Origin of the sequence: Marivirga sp., assembly GCF_035704835.1 — a bacterium.
Lineage (GTDB): Bacteria > Bacteroidota > Bacteroidia > Cytophagales > Cyclobacteriaceae > Marivirga.
Window position 1 is genome coordinate 79,614 of sequence record NZ_DASSWQ010000072.1, and the last position, 16,175, is coordinate 95,788.

15 protein-coding genes are annotated in these 16,175 nt (G+C 34.1%); 11 read left to right on the plus strand and 4 right to left on the minus strand.

Annotated features, from left to right (window positions below):
• Positions 1 to 38: 38 nt before the first annotated feature.
• Entirely contained in the window at positions 39 to 2,990 is a 2,952-nt protein-coding gene (locus tag VFM92_RS12045; RefSeq protein WP_325122477.1) for a glycoside hydrolase family 3 N-terminal domain-containing protein, read from the minus strand.
• 178 nt (positions 2,991 to 3,168) lie between these two features.
• Between VFM92_RS12045 and VFM92_RS12050 the strand changes: the two genes are divergently transcribed.
• The 4 genes from VFM92_RS12050 to VFM92_RS12065 all read left to right on the plus strand — a co-directional run bounded on the left by VFM92_RS12050 (position 3,169) and on the right by VFM92_RS12065 (position 7,193).
• Positions 3,169 to 3,501, plus strand: a complete 333-nt coding sequence (locus VFM92_RS12050) for a hypothetical protein (RefSeq protein ID WP_325122478.1) — start codon at positions 3,169 to 3,171, stop codon at positions 3,499 to 3,501.
• A gap of 69 nt (positions 3,502 to 3,570) precedes the next feature.
• Complete coding sequence (mutL, locus tag VFM92_RS12055; RefSeq protein WP_325122479.1) at positions 3,571 to 5,418, plus strand: DNA mismatch repair endonuclease MutL; 1,848 nt, start codon at positions 3,571 to 3,573, stop codon at positions 5,416 to 5,418.
• A gap of 69 nt (positions 5,419 to 5,487) precedes the next feature.
• Positions 5,488 to 6,279 (plus strand): rhomboid family intramembrane serine protease, encoded by a 792-nt coding sequence (locus VFM92_RS12060; RefSeq protein WP_325122480.1) that lies wholly within the window; start codon positions 5,488 to 5,490, stop codon positions 6,277 to 6,279.
• Positions 6,280 to 6,284: 5 nt separating this feature from the next.
• Positions 6,285 to 7,193 (plus strand): rhomboid family intramembrane serine protease, encoded by a 909-nt coding sequence (locus VFM92_RS12065; RefSeq protein ID WP_325122481.1) that lies wholly within the window; start codon positions 6,285 to 6,287, stop codon positions 7,191 to 7,193.
• Positions 7,194 to 7,221: 28 nt separating this feature from the next.
• Here VFM92_RS12065 and VFM92_RS12070 read toward each other — a convergent pair whose 3' ends face one another.
• Positions 7,222 to 7,989 (minus strand): class I SAM-dependent methyltransferase, encoded by a 768-nt coding sequence (locus tag VFM92_RS12070; protein ID WP_325122482.1) that lies wholly within the window; start codon positions 7,987 to 7,989, stop codon positions 7,222 to 7,224.
• A gap of 272 nt (positions 7,990 to 8,261) precedes the next feature.
• On the opposite strand from VFM92_RS12070, the gene VFM92_RS12075 reads away from it, so the two are divergent.
• The 5 genes from VFM92_RS12075 (at position 8,262) to VFM92_RS12095 (ending at position 13,223) form a co-directional block, all read left to right on the plus strand.
• Positions 8,262 to 9,521 (plus strand): efflux RND transporter periplasmic adaptor subunit, encoded by a 1,260-nt coding sequence (locus tag VFM92_RS12075; protein WP_325122483.1) that lies wholly within the window; start codon positions 8,262 to 8,264, stop codon positions 9,519 to 9,521.
• Positions 9,522 to 10,865, plus strand: coding sequence for an ABC transporter permease (locus tag VFM92_RS12080; RefSeq protein ID WP_325122484.1), 1,344 nt, complete (start codon positions 9,522 to 9,524; stop codon positions 10,863 to 10,865).
• Entirely contained in the window at positions 10,858 to 12,315 is a 1,458-nt protein-coding gene (locus VFM92_RS12085) for a TolC family protein (protein WP_325122485.1), read from the plus strand. The genes VFM92_RS12080 and VFM92_RS12085 overlap by 8 nt, the downstream gene beginning before the upstream one ends.
• A 47-nt stretch (positions 12,316 to 12,362) precedes the next feature.
• Positions 12,363 to 12,764, plus strand: coding sequence for a hypothetical protein (locus tag VFM92_RS12090; RefSeq protein ID WP_325122486.1), 402 nt, complete (start codon positions 12,363 to 12,365; stop codon positions 12,762 to 12,764).
• Between the two features lie 165 nt (positions 12,765 to 12,929).
• Positions 12,930 to 13,223: a hypothetical protein gene (locus VFM92_RS12095; protein WP_325122487.1), complete on the plus strand. Its 294-nt coding sequence runs from the start codon at positions 12,930 to 12,932 to the stop codon at positions 13,221 to 13,223.
• A gap of 92 nt (positions 13,224 to 13,315) precedes the next feature.
• On the opposite strand, the gene VFM92_RS12100 is transcribed toward VFM92_RS12095, so the two are convergent.
• On the minus strand, positions 13,316 to 14,134 hold the full coding sequence (locus VFM92_RS12100) for a purine-nucleoside phosphorylase (protein WP_325122488.1): 819 nt from the start codon (positions 14,132 to 14,134) through the stop codon (positions 13,316 to 13,318).
• A 136-nt stretch (positions 14,135 to 14,270) separates the two neighbouring features.
• On the opposite strand from VFM92_RS12100, the gene VFM92_RS12105 reads away from it, so the two are divergent.
• Together VFM92_RS12105 and VFM92_RS12110 are read left to right on the plus strand one after the other, a co-directional pair.
• On the plus strand, positions 14,271 to 14,861 hold the full coding sequence (locus tag VFM92_RS12105; protein ID WP_325122489.1) for a YceI family protein: 591 nt from the start codon (positions 14,271 to 14,273) through the stop codon (positions 14,859 to 14,861).
• A gap of 74 nt (positions 14,862 to 14,935) precedes the next feature.
• On the plus strand, positions 14,936 to 15,460 hold the full coding sequence (locus VFM92_RS12110) for an NAD(P)H-dependent oxidoreductase (RefSeq protein ID WP_325122490.1): 525 nt from the start codon (positions 14,936 to 14,938) through the stop codon (positions 15,458 to 15,460).
• A gap of 147 nt (positions 15,461 to 15,607) precedes the next feature.
• Here the strand turns inward: VFM92_RS12110 and frr are convergent, their stop codons facing one another.
• Positions 15,608 to 16,168 carry a ribosome recycling factor gene (gene frr / locus VFM92_RS12115; RefSeq protein WP_325122491.1) on the minus strand — a complete coding sequence of 187 codons (561 nt, stop codon included), beginning with the start codon at positions 16,166 to 16,168 and terminating at the stop codon, positions 15,608 to 15,610.
• Positions 16,169 to 16,175: the final 7 nt, after the last annotated feature.

The following is a 16,175-nucleotide window of genomic DNA, read 5'->3' on the forward strand; positions in this document are numbered from 1 at the left end:
AATATTCTAGCCCGGTCGTAAGAATTGAATTACACTATTTAATTGACATATGCTTCTTGCTGTGATTCATACTCGAAAATTGATTGATATATAATATCCATTATTCGAGTCCGGATGTTGGAGGTAATAAGTTTTCTATTATTGGCATCAGGATATACTCTGTTAGAAAGGAATATATATACTAAGCCGAATTCAGGGTCAGCCCATGCTGCAGTTCCTGTAAATCCGGTATGACCAAAGGTTAATGGTGAAGCATAATGAGAGGTAGGGGAGGGACCTTCTTCTTCCACTGGTTTATCCCAACCTAACCCTCTTCTGTTTTCATCAAATTGCTTCTTCGTGAAATATGGAACAGTCCCTTTACTAAAGTATCGCACACCTCCGTAAGCACCATCCCATAAATTCATTTGCATTAAAATAGCTAAATCCTTCGCGTTACTAAAAAGACCTGCATGTCCTGCAACACCCCCAACCATTGCTGCTCCCTGGTCATGCACCCATCCTTTTATTAAATCATTTCTGAAAGTGAGATCGTTTTCCGTCGGGGCGATTCTATCTTGAGGAAATCGGCAGAGTGGCAAAAAGCCCATGGTACTCATGCCCATCGGCTTATAAAAATTCTCATATAAAAGTTCTTCATAATTCAAATTGGTCATACGTTCACTAATTTTATGCATAATGTAGTATCCCATATCTGAATAGCGGTAATCATAGTTTTTCTGCCATCTTGGTTTTTCAAGCAATTCTGAATCTATTACCCATTGCCAGATTGAATCTCCCAAAACTTGATGGCCATAAAGCCCAGAAGCTAACTGGTTTGGATAAAGAGAGGCTTCATGATTTTGGTATAAGGGTGTTTTTAATCCAAACATATCATGAGTTTGCCTCCAAAATGGAACATATGGAATTAAACCTGCCTGGTGAGTCAGGATATTACGCAAAGTCATGTTCTGCTTGTTACTTTTCTTAAGTTCTGGTAGATAATGACTTATTTTCTTATCTAAATCAATAATTCCTCTGTCATACAGAAACATAATGCTTTGCAATGTCGCAGCCACTTTTGTGATGGAGGCTAAATCATAAATAGTTTCATCTTCTACTTTAGAATATTTATGATAAGTTTGATACCCGAAGTTGTTTTCGTAGATTATTTGTCCGTCTTTAGCTACTAATATTTGACCTCCTGGGGTCGCCTCTGTCTTCATGGCTTCTTCTGCAATGGCATCAATTTCAGCTAAAATTTTAGGGTCCATTCCCACATCTAATGGGTTACTATAACCAAATCTATTGAGAGTTTTGGTAATGATTCCTGTCCCAACTTTCATGTTAGGAGCAACGGAAACTGGCAACTTTCCTTTAGCAGATTTTGCACCAAAAAGTATTTGAGGGGCTAATTTTTGGGTCATATCATTATCTTCATACATCATTAGTATATGTTGAAATGATTGTAGGTATTTTAAACTGTAAGCATTCCCGAAAACAGTTAGAACCACATTAGACTCTTCTGATAAGTTTTGTAAGAAAAGCAAGTCCTCTGATTTTAAACCAAATCTTTTAGAAGCAGAGTTATTCATTCCATGTAAGCCTACTACTACTGTTTCATATTGGCTAAGTTGATTCATAAGCTGGCTATAATCACCTAGGTCCATATTTTCTGCTGGTAAATGGTAATGGGTAAAATCAGCATATTTGTTTAAATATTGTTGGAATGTACTATTGCTGTTTCCTCTTAGCGAAAGAGAAGCAAAGTTAGTGGTATCTAAAATATGAATAGGAAGAAAATCTTTTTCATTTTTCACTAAAGTGGCGGCTGCAGCATATAATTTTTCATTTAGATTTTTTGCTTCATCTGAATTGAGCTTTTGATGAATGTTTTTGGAATCTAATTTTTCATATCCATTGTGCAGCCCCAATTTATATTTGGCATAAAGGATTTTCTTAACGCTCTCCTCTAATCTTTCCTGAGGGATTTCCTTTTTATTAATGGCCTCTTTAATCATTTTGATTGCATTAGGAACATCCATAGGGAAAAGTAAAACATCATTTCCAGCTTTAAAGGCTAATAAATCCGTTTCTCCAGGGGCATAAAAATCACTTACACCTTTCATATTCAAAGCATCAGTAAAGATCAAGCCATCAAAACCCAATTCTTCTTTTAATAAGTCGGTTACAACACTTTTAGATAGAGTGGTTGCTTTGTTAGGTGTATTATCATAAGCAGGAATATGCAAATGTGCCACCATTATGCTATTCACTTTATTTTCAATCAACTTTTTAAATGGATACAATTCTAGTTCATCCAATCTTTCAACACTGTGATTGATTACAGGTAATGTCATATGAGAATCTGAGTCTGTATCTCCATGTCCAGGAAAGTGCTTTGCATTAGCTAAAAGTCCATTGTCTTGCATTCCTTTCATATAGGCTACTCCTTTTTGCGCTACATTTTCTTTATCCTCACCAAAAGAGCGGTTTCCAATTACTGGGTTTTTAACATTATTGTTGACATCTACCACTGGAGCAAAATTGATATGGACCCCAATAAGCTTTGCTTGTCGGGCAATTTCTGCCCCCATTTTATATATATAATCATTATTTTGAATGGCTCCCAAGGTCATTTGTTTTGGAAAATTCATGGTACTATCTAATCGCATACCTAAGCCCCATTCTGCATCCATTCCTATCCAAAGTGGAATTTTAGATTTGGCTTGCAATTGATTGGTCAAATTAATTTCTCTTCCTGGCCCACCTTGGAAAAAGATTAAACCTCCTATGTGATAATTTTCTATAAGAAGAGATAGGTTTTTAGTATGTTCCTGACCTTTATTAGAATAAGCAGCCACCATAAAAAGTTGGCCAATTTTTTCATTTTGGCTCATTTCTTTATATGTTTTTTCAACCCATTGTGGATACTCATTTTGTTGAGAAAAAAGGGAACTTGTAATTGAAAAAATCAACAGAAATGAAAGGGATAAAACTTTTTTGAACATGTGGCAGTTTTGAATTTATGATAAAAGCTAAATTAACACTAAGTTTGTTTCTTAGAAAGATTATTGTCTATAGAATGCTAAATTGTTGAATTTAATCGAAAGCATATCAACAGTTTGCTAAATAAACTTACATAACGGTAGCTTCGTTCTTTTATTCATCTATTTTAAATAAATGATTATGAAAATTCCATCCATTTTTAGACTTCCTGGTCATCAACGTTTTGAAATTAAGCCAAGATATTACGACCCAGTAAAAGAAGACATTGAAAAAAGAACCGACCGCATAAGAAAGGAAGTGCAAAATGAACGAGAGGGACATAGCGTTGAAAGTATCAGAGATGCCTACAAAACCAGAAGAGGGTCAAATCGTTCTGCAGATTTGTTTCAATTTTTAATGATAGTCATTGTTGGAGTTTCAATCGGTGGATACTTGATGTACGGTGCTAATGTGTATTTCGCTTTATTCTTATTGATTCCACTTTACATTATTTTAAGACGAAGAAAAAAGTAATAGTTTAGTTATTTATTTTTATAATAATTTTTTGAAAAACGAAATTTCAGAATCCACACCATAAATTAAATGTCCGATATAATACAGTTATTGCCTGATGCAATCGCTAACCAAATTGCTGCGGGAGAGGTAGTACAAAGACCCGCTGCAGTAGTGAAGGAATTATTAGAAAATTCTATTGATGCCGGAAGTAGTAAGATAAAATTGGTGGTGAAAGATGCTGGCAAGCAACTTATTCAGGTGATTGATGATGGCTTAGGAATGTCGGAAACGGATGCTCGCATGTGTTTTGAAAGGCACGCTACTTCCAAGATCAGAAAGTCAGATGATTTATTCACCTTGAAAACAATGGGCTTTAGAGGAGAAGCGATGGCTTCGATTGCGGCAGTTTCGCAAGTAGAATTGAAAACCAAAAAAGCAGATGCGGAACTTGGCGTTTTAATTCAAGTGGAGGCTTCGGAGGTAAAAAATCAATCCCATACGGCACATACTGGAGGTACTACCATATCGGTAAAAAATCTTTTTTATAATGTGCCAGCTAGACGTAATTTTTTGAAATCAAATCCAGTGGAAATGCGCCATATTATTGATGAATTTCATAGAGTGGCACTGGCAAATCCTCAAGTAGCATTTAGTTTACATCAAAACGATATGGATGTTTACCAATTAAATGCGGGCAAGCTGAGTCAACGAATTGTTGGTTTATTTGGGAAAAATTATCAAGAGCAGTTGGTAGCTTGTGAAGAAACTACCGACCAATTGAAAATATACGGCTATATTGGTAAGCCTGAGTTTGCAAAGAAAACACGTGGGGAACAATTTTTCTTTGTAAATAATCGCTATATCAAAAGTGGTTATTTGCATCACGCAGTTGTTAATGGCTTTGAGGGTTTATTAGGCAAGGAAGCCCATCCTTTTTATGTGCTGTGTTTAGAGATTGATCCTAAAAGAATTGATGTAAATGTTCATCCTACCAAAACGGAAATCAAATTTGATGATGAGCGAATGGTCTATGGGATTTTGGCTGCAGCTATCCGTCAAGCACTTGGAGCCCATAATGTGGCGCCAGCCTTAGATTTCGATAGTGATGTAAATTTCAGTTTTAATGCTCCAAGAAGAGATAGAATAGATGATTTTGCTACTAAAACTTCTAACTATCAAAAGTTTAAACAGCCTAAAGATAATGATGGCGAGTGGGATAAAATTCTGTCTAGCTTCCAGGAATTAAGTGATAAAATAAGTAAAGAGGACGAAACAGAAGACTTTTCAAATAAAAATCAGCAATCCATGACTTTTGGAAGTGCAATTAATGAAGAAAGTCATAGTTCGGCACCAAAGAATGAATGGGTTGAAGCAAAAACAAGTATTTTTCAAATTCATCAAAAATATATTGCTACTCAAGTAAAATCAGGCTTAATGCTGGTGGACCAGCAAGCGGCTCATGAGCGAATTTTATTTGAAAAATTCAACCGTCATTTGCAGAATAGTGACGGCAGCTCACAACAATTTCTCTTCCCTGAACAAGTGCAATTATCAGCACCCGATTATACTTTGGTAATGGATATGGAGGAGGAATTAAAAGCTTTAGGTTTTGTGATTTCATCATTCGGAAAAGATACAGTGGTAATAAATGGTGCACCAACAGAATTAACCGATACTTCGGTGAAATCAGTGTTTGAAGGGTTGATCGACCAGTTTAAACATAATAAAAATGTGTTGAGTATTTCGAAAAATGAAAATATTGCTCGTTCTTTGGCAAAAAGGTCAGCCATAAGGGCAGGACATAAGTTGAATTCGGAAGAGATGAATGCATTGATTGACAAACTTTTTGCCTGTCAGAACCCTAATTATGCGCCTTCTGGTAATTCAACTTTTATTATTTTTGACCTTCATAAAATAGCAAGTTTTTTTAATTGAAGGTACTTTGTTAGGCTTTTAGGAAAGAAACAATACTAGTTAACTTTAGAATTTATATAATAGAATTTTATGTTCGCAAGACTTACTCCAGTTGTAAAGAATCTTCTTTTAATAAATATAGCATTATTGCTTATTCCCTCTTTTCTGAATTTTGAATTGGCTCAATATTTTGGATTACGCTATATTTTTGCGGAAACCTTCCAGCCGTTTCAATTTATAACCTATATGTTTTTGCATGCAGGATTTGGGCATTTGTTAGGGAATATGTTTGCCTTATTCATATTTGGTCCAATGTTGGAGCGATTTTGGGGCTCAAAAAGATTCTTCATTTTTTATATGGTTACAGGTGTTGGTGCAGGTATTCTTTTTGGAGTAGTAAATTTCATTGAAATGAAACAACTAGAAAGTGCAGCAGAACAATATATTGAAAATCCGAATTATGAAGCTTTTGTCTCCTTTATTCAAGAAAATGCTGGTTATGCTTACAGTCAATGGTATGAGTTTACAGATGCCTATGGAGAAAATCCTGGTAAACAAGAATATATTGATGGAAGTATTCAAAGAGTAAAGGAAGTGGTTCGCTTTCAAGGAAATGTCCCACTTATAGGAGCATCGGGAGCAGTTTTTGGTATTTTGCTGGCATTTGGTATGCTCTTTCCTAATACAGAATTATTTTTACTATTTCCACCTATTCCTATCAAAGCAAAATACCTTGTAACCTTCTACGGATTATATGAGTTATATGCAGGCATACAAAATGTACCAGGCGATAATGTGGCGCATTACGCCCACCTTGGAGGCATGCTGATAGCGTTTATTCTGTTAAAGATTTGGCAGAAAGATAATTCAAGATTTTATTAAAGAAAATGGCAGGATTTTTCGATGAATTAAAGCAAAATTTTAAAAGACCTAATAATGCATTAAACCAGCTGATTATTATCAATGCGGTGGTTTTTGTAGGATTAGGTTTATTGAAAGTTATAGGAGCATTTGCTGGTATAGAAGGGCTTTATGCAATAGTTGATGCCCAATTTACAATTCCACCAGATTTAGTTAAATTCCTTTACAGACCCTGGACCATAATCACTTATGCTTTTTCTCACGCAGGGTTCTTTCATATTTTAATGAATATGCTAGTGCTCTACTGGTTTGGAATGTTGATTTCTCAATATTTGGGAAGTGCCAAACTGGTAAATTTATACATTTTAGGTGCTTTAGCAGGCGCAGTTGTATTTATATTAGCTTATAATTTAATTCCATTTTTGGCTGAAAGAACAACCAGCGGTATGGTAGGGGCATCGGCAGCAGTTTATGCTGTAGCAACAGCAGCAGCGACTTTACTGCCTGACCACAGGTTCCATTTAATATTTATTGGCCCAGTTAAAATCAAATATATAGTTGCTGTCTACATTGTTTTATCATTACTTCAGTCAGCTGGACCAAATGCAGGTGGAAATATAGCGCACTTAGGTGGGGCAGGCATTGGGTTTTTATACGTTAGAGGTTTGCAAGCAGGAACGGACTTTGGCTTATGGATTCAAATGACTTTAGGGTTTATTCAAAGCATATTTAAGTCTAAACCAAAGATTAAAGTGACTTATAAAAAGAAACAGACTGCTGGATCAACTCCTAAAAGCAGTAGCAATTCATCTTCAACTACTTCAACTGTTGAACAAGAAGAAATTGATAGAATTTTAGATAAAATTTCTGATAAAGGTTATGAAAGCTTAAGTAAAGACGAAAAACAGAAGCTTTTCAATGCTAGTAAAAAATAATATTTTATAAAGAGATAATTTATATATTTTACTTGCTCACTTTATAAATAATTTCTCCTTTTGGTAAAGCATATTTTTCCACTCTGTAAGCAGGAAGTTCATTTATATAATTTTCTTCTGTTACCTTAAAACCTGCTTTTCTTAATCTATCTGGGTAGTCCTTACCGTAAAGCCTTACATGGTCATCTTGACCAAATATTCGTTCTCTTTCTTTTGGATCAGTAATACTGTTATCTTCAAAAGTTTCATTAGGAATAGGTTCAAAAAAAGGAATTTGCATGATACCCCATCCCCCTGGCTTAAGTACTCTTTGAAGTTCACTCATGGCTTTTATGTCATCTTCCACATGTTCCATCACATGATTACAGAAGACGACATCAAAAGTATTTGCAGGAAAAGGGATATCGTGTATATCCATCTTCACTTTAGCCAATGGAGATTCTATGTCTGCAGTGATGTAATCAGCACCATGTAGTTTTTCAAAATGATCCATAAAACATTGCTCTGGGGCAACATGTAAAACTTTTAGTTTATCGTTAAAAAAGTTGGTTTTTTCTTTCAAATAAAGCCAAATCAACCGATGTCGCTCCAGAGAAAGTGTATCTGGACACAACGCATTATCTCTGGGATTTACTCTACCATAAGGTAGAAATTTTCTATATCCTTTTCCATTAATAGGACAATAAACATTATCCCCTCTGTAAAAGATGCCGATTATTTTCATACTAATTCCACTTATCCTCTGGATATATTTTCTTGGGACATTTCGTAGTAAGAAACTTATTAATTTTTTCATGAGCATATTTTGGTAAGCAAAGGTAATAAATATAGCTAATCTTAAAATACAGAAACCTAAGTTAGATGCTCATGTTAATTTTGTTGACAAACATTTTGCTTAAGTTAAGCTTAGATTGGTTAATGGGCATTTCTGAAAAGACTTTCTCAATATAAAAGAGAACTATTTACTTAGTAGGCATGATTAATTGATAGGTGGTGGTAACATTTTTGTTAATTATCAATAATTTTACCCTTATTACGTTCAAAGTTATTATTTGAATTCCATTACTTATGAATAAAAAATTAATTATATCATTATTAGCTTTAGTTGTAATTGCGATTGCTTTTTTCACTTTTAGAGGGAGTGGCACAACTGAAAGCGTAGAAATTATGACCGAAGCTCAAACTGGAGAGTTTGTAATTGCTATTACAACCACTGGTGAATTAGAAGCGAAAAATGCAATTAAAATTACGGGGCCTTCAGGACTTCGTGCTGCAAGATTGTGGAATGTAAAAATTGATAAATTAGTAGATGAAGGCACAGTAGTTTCTAAAGGTGATTTTGTAGCTAATTTAGATGCATCAGAATTATCGGATAGAATTAGAAATGTAGATAATGAATATCAACAAAGTTTATCTCAGTACACACAAACTAAACTAGACACGGCTCTTACCCTTCGCCAATCAAGAGACGAGCTGGTTAATCTTGAATTTGCTGTAGAAGAACGAAAATTAGTTTTGGAGCAATCTCAATTTGAACCGCCAGCAACTATCAAGCAAGCGGAAATTGATTTGAGCAAAGCGGAAAGAGCTTTTAAACAAGCAAAGCAAAATTACATTTTGAAAAAACAAAAAGCAGTTGCCCAAATGCAAGAAGCAGCAGCTGAATTATCTGAAGATAGAGTTGAGAAAGATTTCCTGATTGAACTAAGACAAAAATTTACAATTACAGCTCCCGAAGATGGAATGGTCATCTATGTGAGAGAATATGATGGTTCGAAAAAAGCAGAGGGTGCTTCCATTGGAGCTTGGGATCCAACTGTGGCAACGCTTCCAGATCTTTCAACCATGATATCAACCACATTTGTGAATGAGGTAGATATTAGAAAAGTAGCGAAAGGACAACATGTCAATATAGGATTAGACGCATTTCCAGATAAAAAATTAACAGGAGAAGTAATTTATGTTGCGAATGTTGGAGAGCAGAGACCCAATTCTGATGCTAAAGTATTTGAAGTAAAAGTAGAAATTAATGAAAGTGATACCACTTTAAGACCTGCCATGAGTACAGTAAATGAAATCATCACAGATGTTGTACCAAATGCAATTTATGTCCCATTGGAATCAGTATTCAATCAGGGCGATTCAATTTCATATGTTTACAAAAAGACAGCTTTGGAAACAATAAAGCAAGAAGTAATTTTAGGCAAAGCTAATGTAAATGAGGTTGTAATAGAAAAAGGAGTAGAGGCTGGTGAAAAAGTATTTCTGATTGCACCAGAAGGAATGAGTAGTGAAGATGTAACACTTTTAAAATCCTCTCAGCTCTAGATGAAAGAAAAAATAATAGCAAACCTTAATATTGCTTTCGAAGCAGTAGTGAATAACGGGACTCGCTCTTTCTTAACCGCATTAGGTATCATCTTTGGTGTTGCAGCGGTAATAGCAATGCTTGCTATAGGGAATGGTGCTCAACAAGAAATTTTAAATCAAATAAAATTAGTCGGGGTTAATAATATTGTAATAGAACCTGTTGTGGAACAGACGGAGGAAGATTTGCAGCAGCAGGGCAGCGGTAAAAAAGAAAGGAATAAGTTTAGCCCAGGTTTAACTTTAGCTGATGCACAAAGTATCACCAATATTATTCCAGGTATTACTGCAGTAAGCCCTGAAATAATACTTGAAACTTATGTGATCCGAAACGGAATTAGACGTTCAGCTAAATTAGTTGGAGTAGACCCCTCTTATTTTAATTTATCTGCTTTTGAACTCGATGAGGGATCTATGTTCATTGAAGAGCAAATTGAGAAAGGAAGCAGAGTGTGTATCATTGGTAAATCAGTTAAATCACGATTTTTCCCAAATACTAATCCAGTAGGAAAAATGATTAAAGTTGGCCCTAATTGGCTTCAAGTAATAGGTGTACTCAAAGAAAGAATTTACAGTCAGAAGAGTTTAGATAATTTAGGTCTGAGAGATTTCAATATGGATATATACACCCCTGTGCAAACTGTGTTGGTGAATTATAGAAATAGGGCAGCTCTTACTCAAGCGCAGCTGAAAAAAGCAAATGCAAATAATGGCGATGAGAATGGAGTCAATCAAAGTACAGGAAACAATAATTACCATCAAATTGATAAATTGACGGTACAAGTATCAGAGTCAGAAAATCTGAGTGCTACAGCTGAAATTATCTCCAGAATGCTTAGAAGAAGGCATTATGATAAAGTCGATTTTGAAGTTACCATTCCCGAGCTTCTGTTAAAACAGCAACAAAAAACTAAAAATATTTTTAATATAGTGCTGGGAGCCATAGCGGGAATTTCACTTCTGGTAGGAGGTATAGGTATTATGAACATTATGCTTGCCTCCGTAATGGAGCGTATTAAAGAAATAGGATTACGATTATCGCTTGGTGCTAAAAAGTCAGATGTCATCTTACAATTTTTGTTAGAAGCAGTTATGATCAGTATAAGTGGAGGCGTAATAGGAGTAATTTTAGGAATTATCTTCGCTTATTTAGTTGCTTCTTTTGCGGAAATCCCAACCATAGTAAGTGGAATTTCTATTGTAATTTCATTCGGAGTTGCAGCAACAGTAGGTTTAATATTTGGCATTGCACCAGCAAGGAAAGCCGCAAACCAAGACCCCATAACATCTTTAAGATATGAATAGAAAATATAGTTACTTTACGATTACATTTTTTGGTCTGATATTTTTGAATTTTAATATTGTAGCACAACAAAATTACACCTTAAAAGATGTTATAGAGATTGCTAAAACTCAGTCACCAGCCTATAAACGTGCTGAAACTATTTTAGAAAATAGATATTGGCAGTATAGAGTATTTAAGTCTAATTACGTTCCTCAACTAGCTTTGAGTGGTACAATTCCATCTTTTGATAATTCTGTAAAGCCTGTGGAACAGCCAGATGGATCTACAGAGTTTAGACCTGTGTTTATCAGTAACTCTAATGTGTCTTTAAATCTGGAGCAAAAGATTGGATTAACAGGCGGTACAATCTTTGTCAGTTCTTCTTTGAATAGATTTGATGATTTCACAAGAGGCTTCAACCAATACGGTGGAGATCCCCTTTCAATAGGATTTCGCCAGCCATTATTTAGTTTTAACCCATTAAAATGGGATAAAAAAATAGAGCCTTTAAGATATGAGGAGTCCAAAAGAGAATATGTTGAAGAATTTGAACAAATTTCTAAAGATGTAGCTGCACGATTCTTTAACCTATTAACAGCTCAAATAAGCTTAGAAATAGCTAAGAAAAATTTGGGCAATAATGACACTATTTATAAAATAGCACAGGGGAGATATAGGTTAGGTAAAATTCCAGAAAATGAATTGCTGCAACTAGAGCTGAGTTTAATGAACTCCAGACAGTCAGTAGCTCAAGCTAATTTGGACCTAGAAACTACTCAATTGGCTTTGAAAGCCTATTTAGGATTAAAAAATAATGAAGAGTTAAATTTAATTATTCCTGATGAAATCCCAGTATTTCCAATAGACCCTGATTTGGCCTTGCAGGAAGCTCTAAATAATAGGCAGGAGGCTATAGGATTTAAAAGAAGGCTATTAGAAGCCAATAAAGAAGTGGACAGGGCACAAGGGGAAACGGGTTTAAACATGAATTTATTTGGTAGTTTTGGTTTGACTAATCAGGCTGAACAGCTACCAACTATTTATCAAACTCCAGATGATCAGCAACGTGTTGAATTAGGATTTACAATTCCTATAGTGGACTGGGGTAGACAAAAATCAAGAGTAAAGACAGCTCAGGCTAATTACCAGTTAGTGCAGTATACTATTGAACAGGAGAAGGTGAACTTTGAACAAGAGGTTTACACCCAAGTTAGAACTCTAGAGATGTTAAGAGATCAGGTAGCAATTACTCAAAAAGCGGATGATATTTCTCAAAGGAGATATAATATTGCAAAAAATCGTTATTTAATTGGTAAAATTAGCATCACTGATTTGTCTATAGCGCTAACAGAAAAAGATCAGGCTAAAAGAGATTATATTAGTTCTTTAGGGAACTTTTGGCAAGCTTACTATAATCTGAGACAATTGACTCTTTATGATTTTGAAAATAATACTCGATTAATTAAATAAAACTTCAAAACTCCATTCTTTTTAAAATATTTCCTGATTATTGTAATATGAATAAAGTTATTCTTATTATCATTTTAATCAGTGTATTAGTATGCAGTACATCCTATGGTCAGATTGATTATGGTCATAAATCTACAGGAAAGATAAAAGAAAACCCTGAGCTTAAACCTGTTAATCAAAATCCTAGGCGGAGACTATTAAGCATTTATATCAAGGATACTCAAGATATTTTATACGGAAATCCGTGTATGGATAAAGTTACCAATCGGTTTGGTTATGAGTTTGTAGTTATGCCTAAAAATGCCTCAAAGTTTTATTCCGGATTTCAAAGAGTGATGCACAACACCCTGGTTAAAACTGCTTTATTTTTTCGGAATCCTTTTTGGAAAATTATATCAAATAAGAAAGCGAAAGAGTGTAGGCAAAAAACTGGGGATTATATGGGGTAGCAAATCAAATAATATTCTGATCTATAAAAAGATATATGATAAAAATAGCTGATAAATTTTTTATTTAGTAGTTATTGTTTTGCATATTTTTAAATTCATATAATTTTATTTTTTGATGATTTTAAATTTTCCTAAATTGATTGTACAATAAACTTAAGAAAATTTATGGGGTTAAGTAAGAACGATCTGGTCGATTTATTAAATCATACGATTAAGGAAAGAAGAGATATTAGTTGGAAGATGGGGACTGGCTATCACAATGGCGTAGATATATCAATCTATGAGATTTTAATATACGAGATTAAAAATAATCGAACAATTGGGAGATTCGCATTTAATGGTGAATCAGGTGTGCTTATCAATCAAAGAATAATTGGATATCGACAAAAAATGGCAGATAATATAGTCGATGCATTATTGGATGTACATAATTACCTGACAAAGAAATTACTAATTTAAAACTATGGATCTTTGGTGAAAAAAGTGAAAACTATGATTTACCTAATGATGATAATAGGTTTCTACTTTAAATTATTTGAAATATAAGTCCCCTAAATTCTTTCTAATAATTTTTTAAATATTTTAGTCATTTTGGGTTCTGCATTAATAGCAGCACCAATTATTTCTGGAATAGAGGCTGGTTTTAATTTTTCAGGATAGCATAAATCTGTAATGACAGAAACGGCAAATACTGGAATTTGAATGTGCCGAGCTGCAATGTTTTCGGGAATGGTGCTCATTCCTACAGCATCTGCTCCAATTTTATCAAGATAACGATATTCTGCAGGAGTTTCTAAGTTTGGACCTTGAACGCCAGCATAAACACCCTCTTTGACATCTATGTCTTCCTCCTTTGCAATTTCTTTAGCTAATTGAATCAGTTTTGGCTCGTAAGCGTCATACATATCTGGAAATCGTCCACCAAATTCATTTAAATTTTCACCACGCAATGGATTTTCCGGAAAAAGATTGATGTGATCTTTAATAATCATTATATCGCTTAAGGTTAAATTTTTATTAAGTCCACCTGCAGCATTAGAAATAAATAAGTATTTGATACCTAATAAATACATGATGCGGACAGGCATTACTACTTGTTGCATGCTATATCCTTCATAGTAGTGGAATCTGCCTTGCATAGCGATGACGTTTTTTCCATTTAATTCGCCTAAAATAAGTTTGCCACTATGAGTTTCCACTGTCGATACTGGAAAATGGGGAATATCTTTATAAGAAAAGCTATATATTATTTTGATGTCATCTACTAGTGCTCCTAAGCCGGTTCCTAAAATTATACCTACCTCAGGAGCGAAATCTACTTTAGACTGTATAAAATCAGTTGCTTCTTTTATTTCTTTTGAGCTGCTCATATTTTTTTTAAACAATTTTATGCCAATTTGATTGAAGTACTCATATCATCAAAATTATTTTTTAAAAAGTTAAAACCTTTTTAACGATTTTATGTATATGTATCAACATTAAATGTAATAACATCAAAAATTAGAAATGAAAACAAGAATTTTATCAATCGCAATGGTAGCCTTAATTATGGCTGCAGCTTTTACAATTTTAAGAAAAGAAGTAAAAGTAGACACTAACTCAAGTCAAATCGCTTGGGTAGGTAAAAAAGTGACAGGCCAGCACAATGGAACTGTTAACATTAAAGAAGGTGCATTGGAAATGGAAGATGGCCAGGTTACTGGTGGGTCATTCATTATTGATATGACCTCTATAGATGTTTTGGATTTGGAAGGAGAGTACAAAGGAAAATTAATGGGTCATTTGAAGTCAGATGATTTCTTTAGCGTTGAGAAGCATCCAACTGCCAAATTTGTAATTACTTCTATTAATAAAAGCGAAGCAACTGATGCTACTCATTTTGTTGCAGGTGATTTGACAATCAAAGGAATTACCAATAAAATTACATTTCCAGCAAATGTTTCTATTGAAAACGGTAAAGCAAACGCTAAAGCATCTTTTGCACTGGATAGAACAAAATGGCAAATCAGATATGGTTCTGGTTCATTCTTTGATGGATTAGGTGACAATATGATTTATGATGATTTCGAATTGACAGTTAACTTATCGTCTTTATAATTCGAAACTGATTTGAATATTTATTGAATAGGGACTTAATGTCCCTATTTTTGTTTTTAAAATAGCTAAAAATCATGATAACCATAATTTCAGGAACAAATCGTAAAAATTCAGTATCCGCCAAAGTAGCTCATTTATATCAAAGTTTGTTAAAGAAGCATCAAGAGGATTCCAATATTATCGATTTAGCTGAATTGCCTAATGATTTTGTATTTACGGCTTTATATGATAACAATGGTAAGAATACAGAATTCAATAAGTATCTATCTCAATTGCGTGCTTCCGACAAATATGTTTTTATAATTCCAGAATATAATGGCTCATTTCCGGGTGTTTTGAAAGCTTTTATTGATGGGATGGAATATCCTAATAGTTTTCAGAATAAGAAGTGTGCCTTGGTTGGAATATCATCTGGGATGCAAGGAGCAGGTTTAGCACTTAGCCATATGACTGATATTTTCAACTATTTAGGGATGAATGTTTTAGCCTTAAAACCAAAACTTGCTCGAATAGAGAAAAATTTTGATGGGCAGGAAGTTACAGATAAGCTGTACAGCCAGTTATTAGAGGAACAAGTGAAAAAATTATTGCAGTTCTAATCTTAGTAAATAATAAAATTTACATTTTCCAAAAATTTAGAAATTTTAGCTTTATTACGGAATACTAAAACAAAAAGGCAGAATAGAATGCTCTATTGCTGCCTTTTATTTTATTAGATCACTAATCTCTTGACGAGATTTATGATTTTAAACTGTCATAATTTCTTTTTCCTTGTGTTCTAAGATTTCATCTAGCTTTTTGGTGAAGTCATTAGTTAAAGTCTGAACTTTATCTTCTCCTCTTTTAACATCATCTTCAGAAATGCCTTCTTTTTGTAATTGTTTTAGCTGGTCATTAGCATCTTTTCTGGCATTTCGTATAGAGATTTTCCCATCTTCTGCTTCATTTTTAGCTTGCTTAGTTAATGCAATCCTTCTTTCTTCAGTCAATGGTGGAATGTTAATTCTCACAATTTCACCGTCATTTTGAGGCGTAAATCCTAAATCACTATTAATAATGGCTCTTTCTATTTCACCAATAATATTTTTTTCCCATGGTTTAATGATGATAGATCGTGCATCTGGTGTGCTGATTGAAGCAACTTGACTAATTGGTGTGTCATTACCATAATAATTAACCATCAAACCTTCAAGCATAGCGGGTGAGGCTTTACCTGCCCTAATTTTTTGTAAGTTACTTTTGGTATGCTTAACAGCCTTATCCATCAGCTCTTTTGCTTCTTCCAATACTAAATCTATTTCTTCCATTGCTTTT

Bases quoted from the DNA above. Each gene is read 5' to 3' on its own strand.
- VFM92_RS12045 (WP_325122477.1), bottom strand. From the start codon at position 2,990: ATGTTCAAAAAAGTTTTATCCCTTTCATTTCTGTTGATTTTTTCAATT.
- VFM92_RS12050 (WP_325122478.1), top strand. From the start codon at position 3,169: ATGAAAATTCCATCCATTTTTAGACTTCCTGGTCATCAACGTTTTGAA.
- mutL (WP_325122479.1), top strand. From the start codon at position 3,571: ATGTCCGATATAATACAGTTATTGCCTGATGCAATCGCTAACCAAATT.
- VFM92_RS12060 (WP_325122480.1), top strand. From the start codon at position 5,488: ATGTTCGCAAGACTTACTCCAGTTGTAAAGAATCTTCTTTTAATAAAT.
- VFM92_RS12065 (WP_325122481.1), top strand. From the start codon at position 6,285: ATGGCAGGATTTTTCGATGAATTAAAGCAAAATTTTAAAAGACCTAAT.
- VFM92_RS12070 (WP_325122482.1), bottom strand. From the start codon at position 7,989: ATGAAAAAATTAATAAGTTTCTTACTACGAAATGTCCCAAGAAAATAT.
- VFM92_RS12075 (WP_325122483.1), top strand. From the start codon at position 8,262: ATGAATAAAAAATTAATTATATCATTATTAGCTTTAGTTGTAATTGCG.
- VFM92_RS12080 (WP_325122484.1), top strand. From the start codon at position 9,522: ATGAAAGAAAAAATAATAGCAAACCTTAATATTGCTTTCGAAGCAGTA.
- VFM92_RS12085 (WP_325122485.1), top strand. From the start codon at position 10,858: ATGAATAGAAAATATAGTTACTTTACGATTACATTTTTTGGTCTGATA.
- VFM92_RS12090 (WP_325122486.1), top strand. From the start codon at position 12,363: ATGAATAAAGTTATTCTTATTATCATTTTAATCAGTGTATTAGTATGC.
- VFM92_RS12095 (WP_325122487.1), top strand. From the start codon at position 12,930: ATGGGGTTAAGTAAGAACGATCTGGTCGATTTATTAAATCATACGATT.
- VFM92_RS12100 (WP_325122488.1), bottom strand. From the start codon at position 14,134: ATGAGCAGCTCAAAAGAAATAAAAGAAGCAACTGATTTTATACAGTCT.
- VFM92_RS12105 (WP_325122489.1), top strand. From the start codon at position 14,271: ATGAAAACAAGAATTTTATCAATCGCAATGGTAGCCTTAATTATGGCT.
- VFM92_RS12110 (WP_325122490.1), top strand. From the start codon at position 14,936: ATGATAACCATAATTTCAGGAACAAATCGTAAAAATTCAGTATCCGCC.
- frr (WP_325122491.1), bottom strand. From the start codon at position 16,168: ATGGAAGAAATAGATTTAGTATTGGAAGAAGCAAAAGAGCTGATGGAT.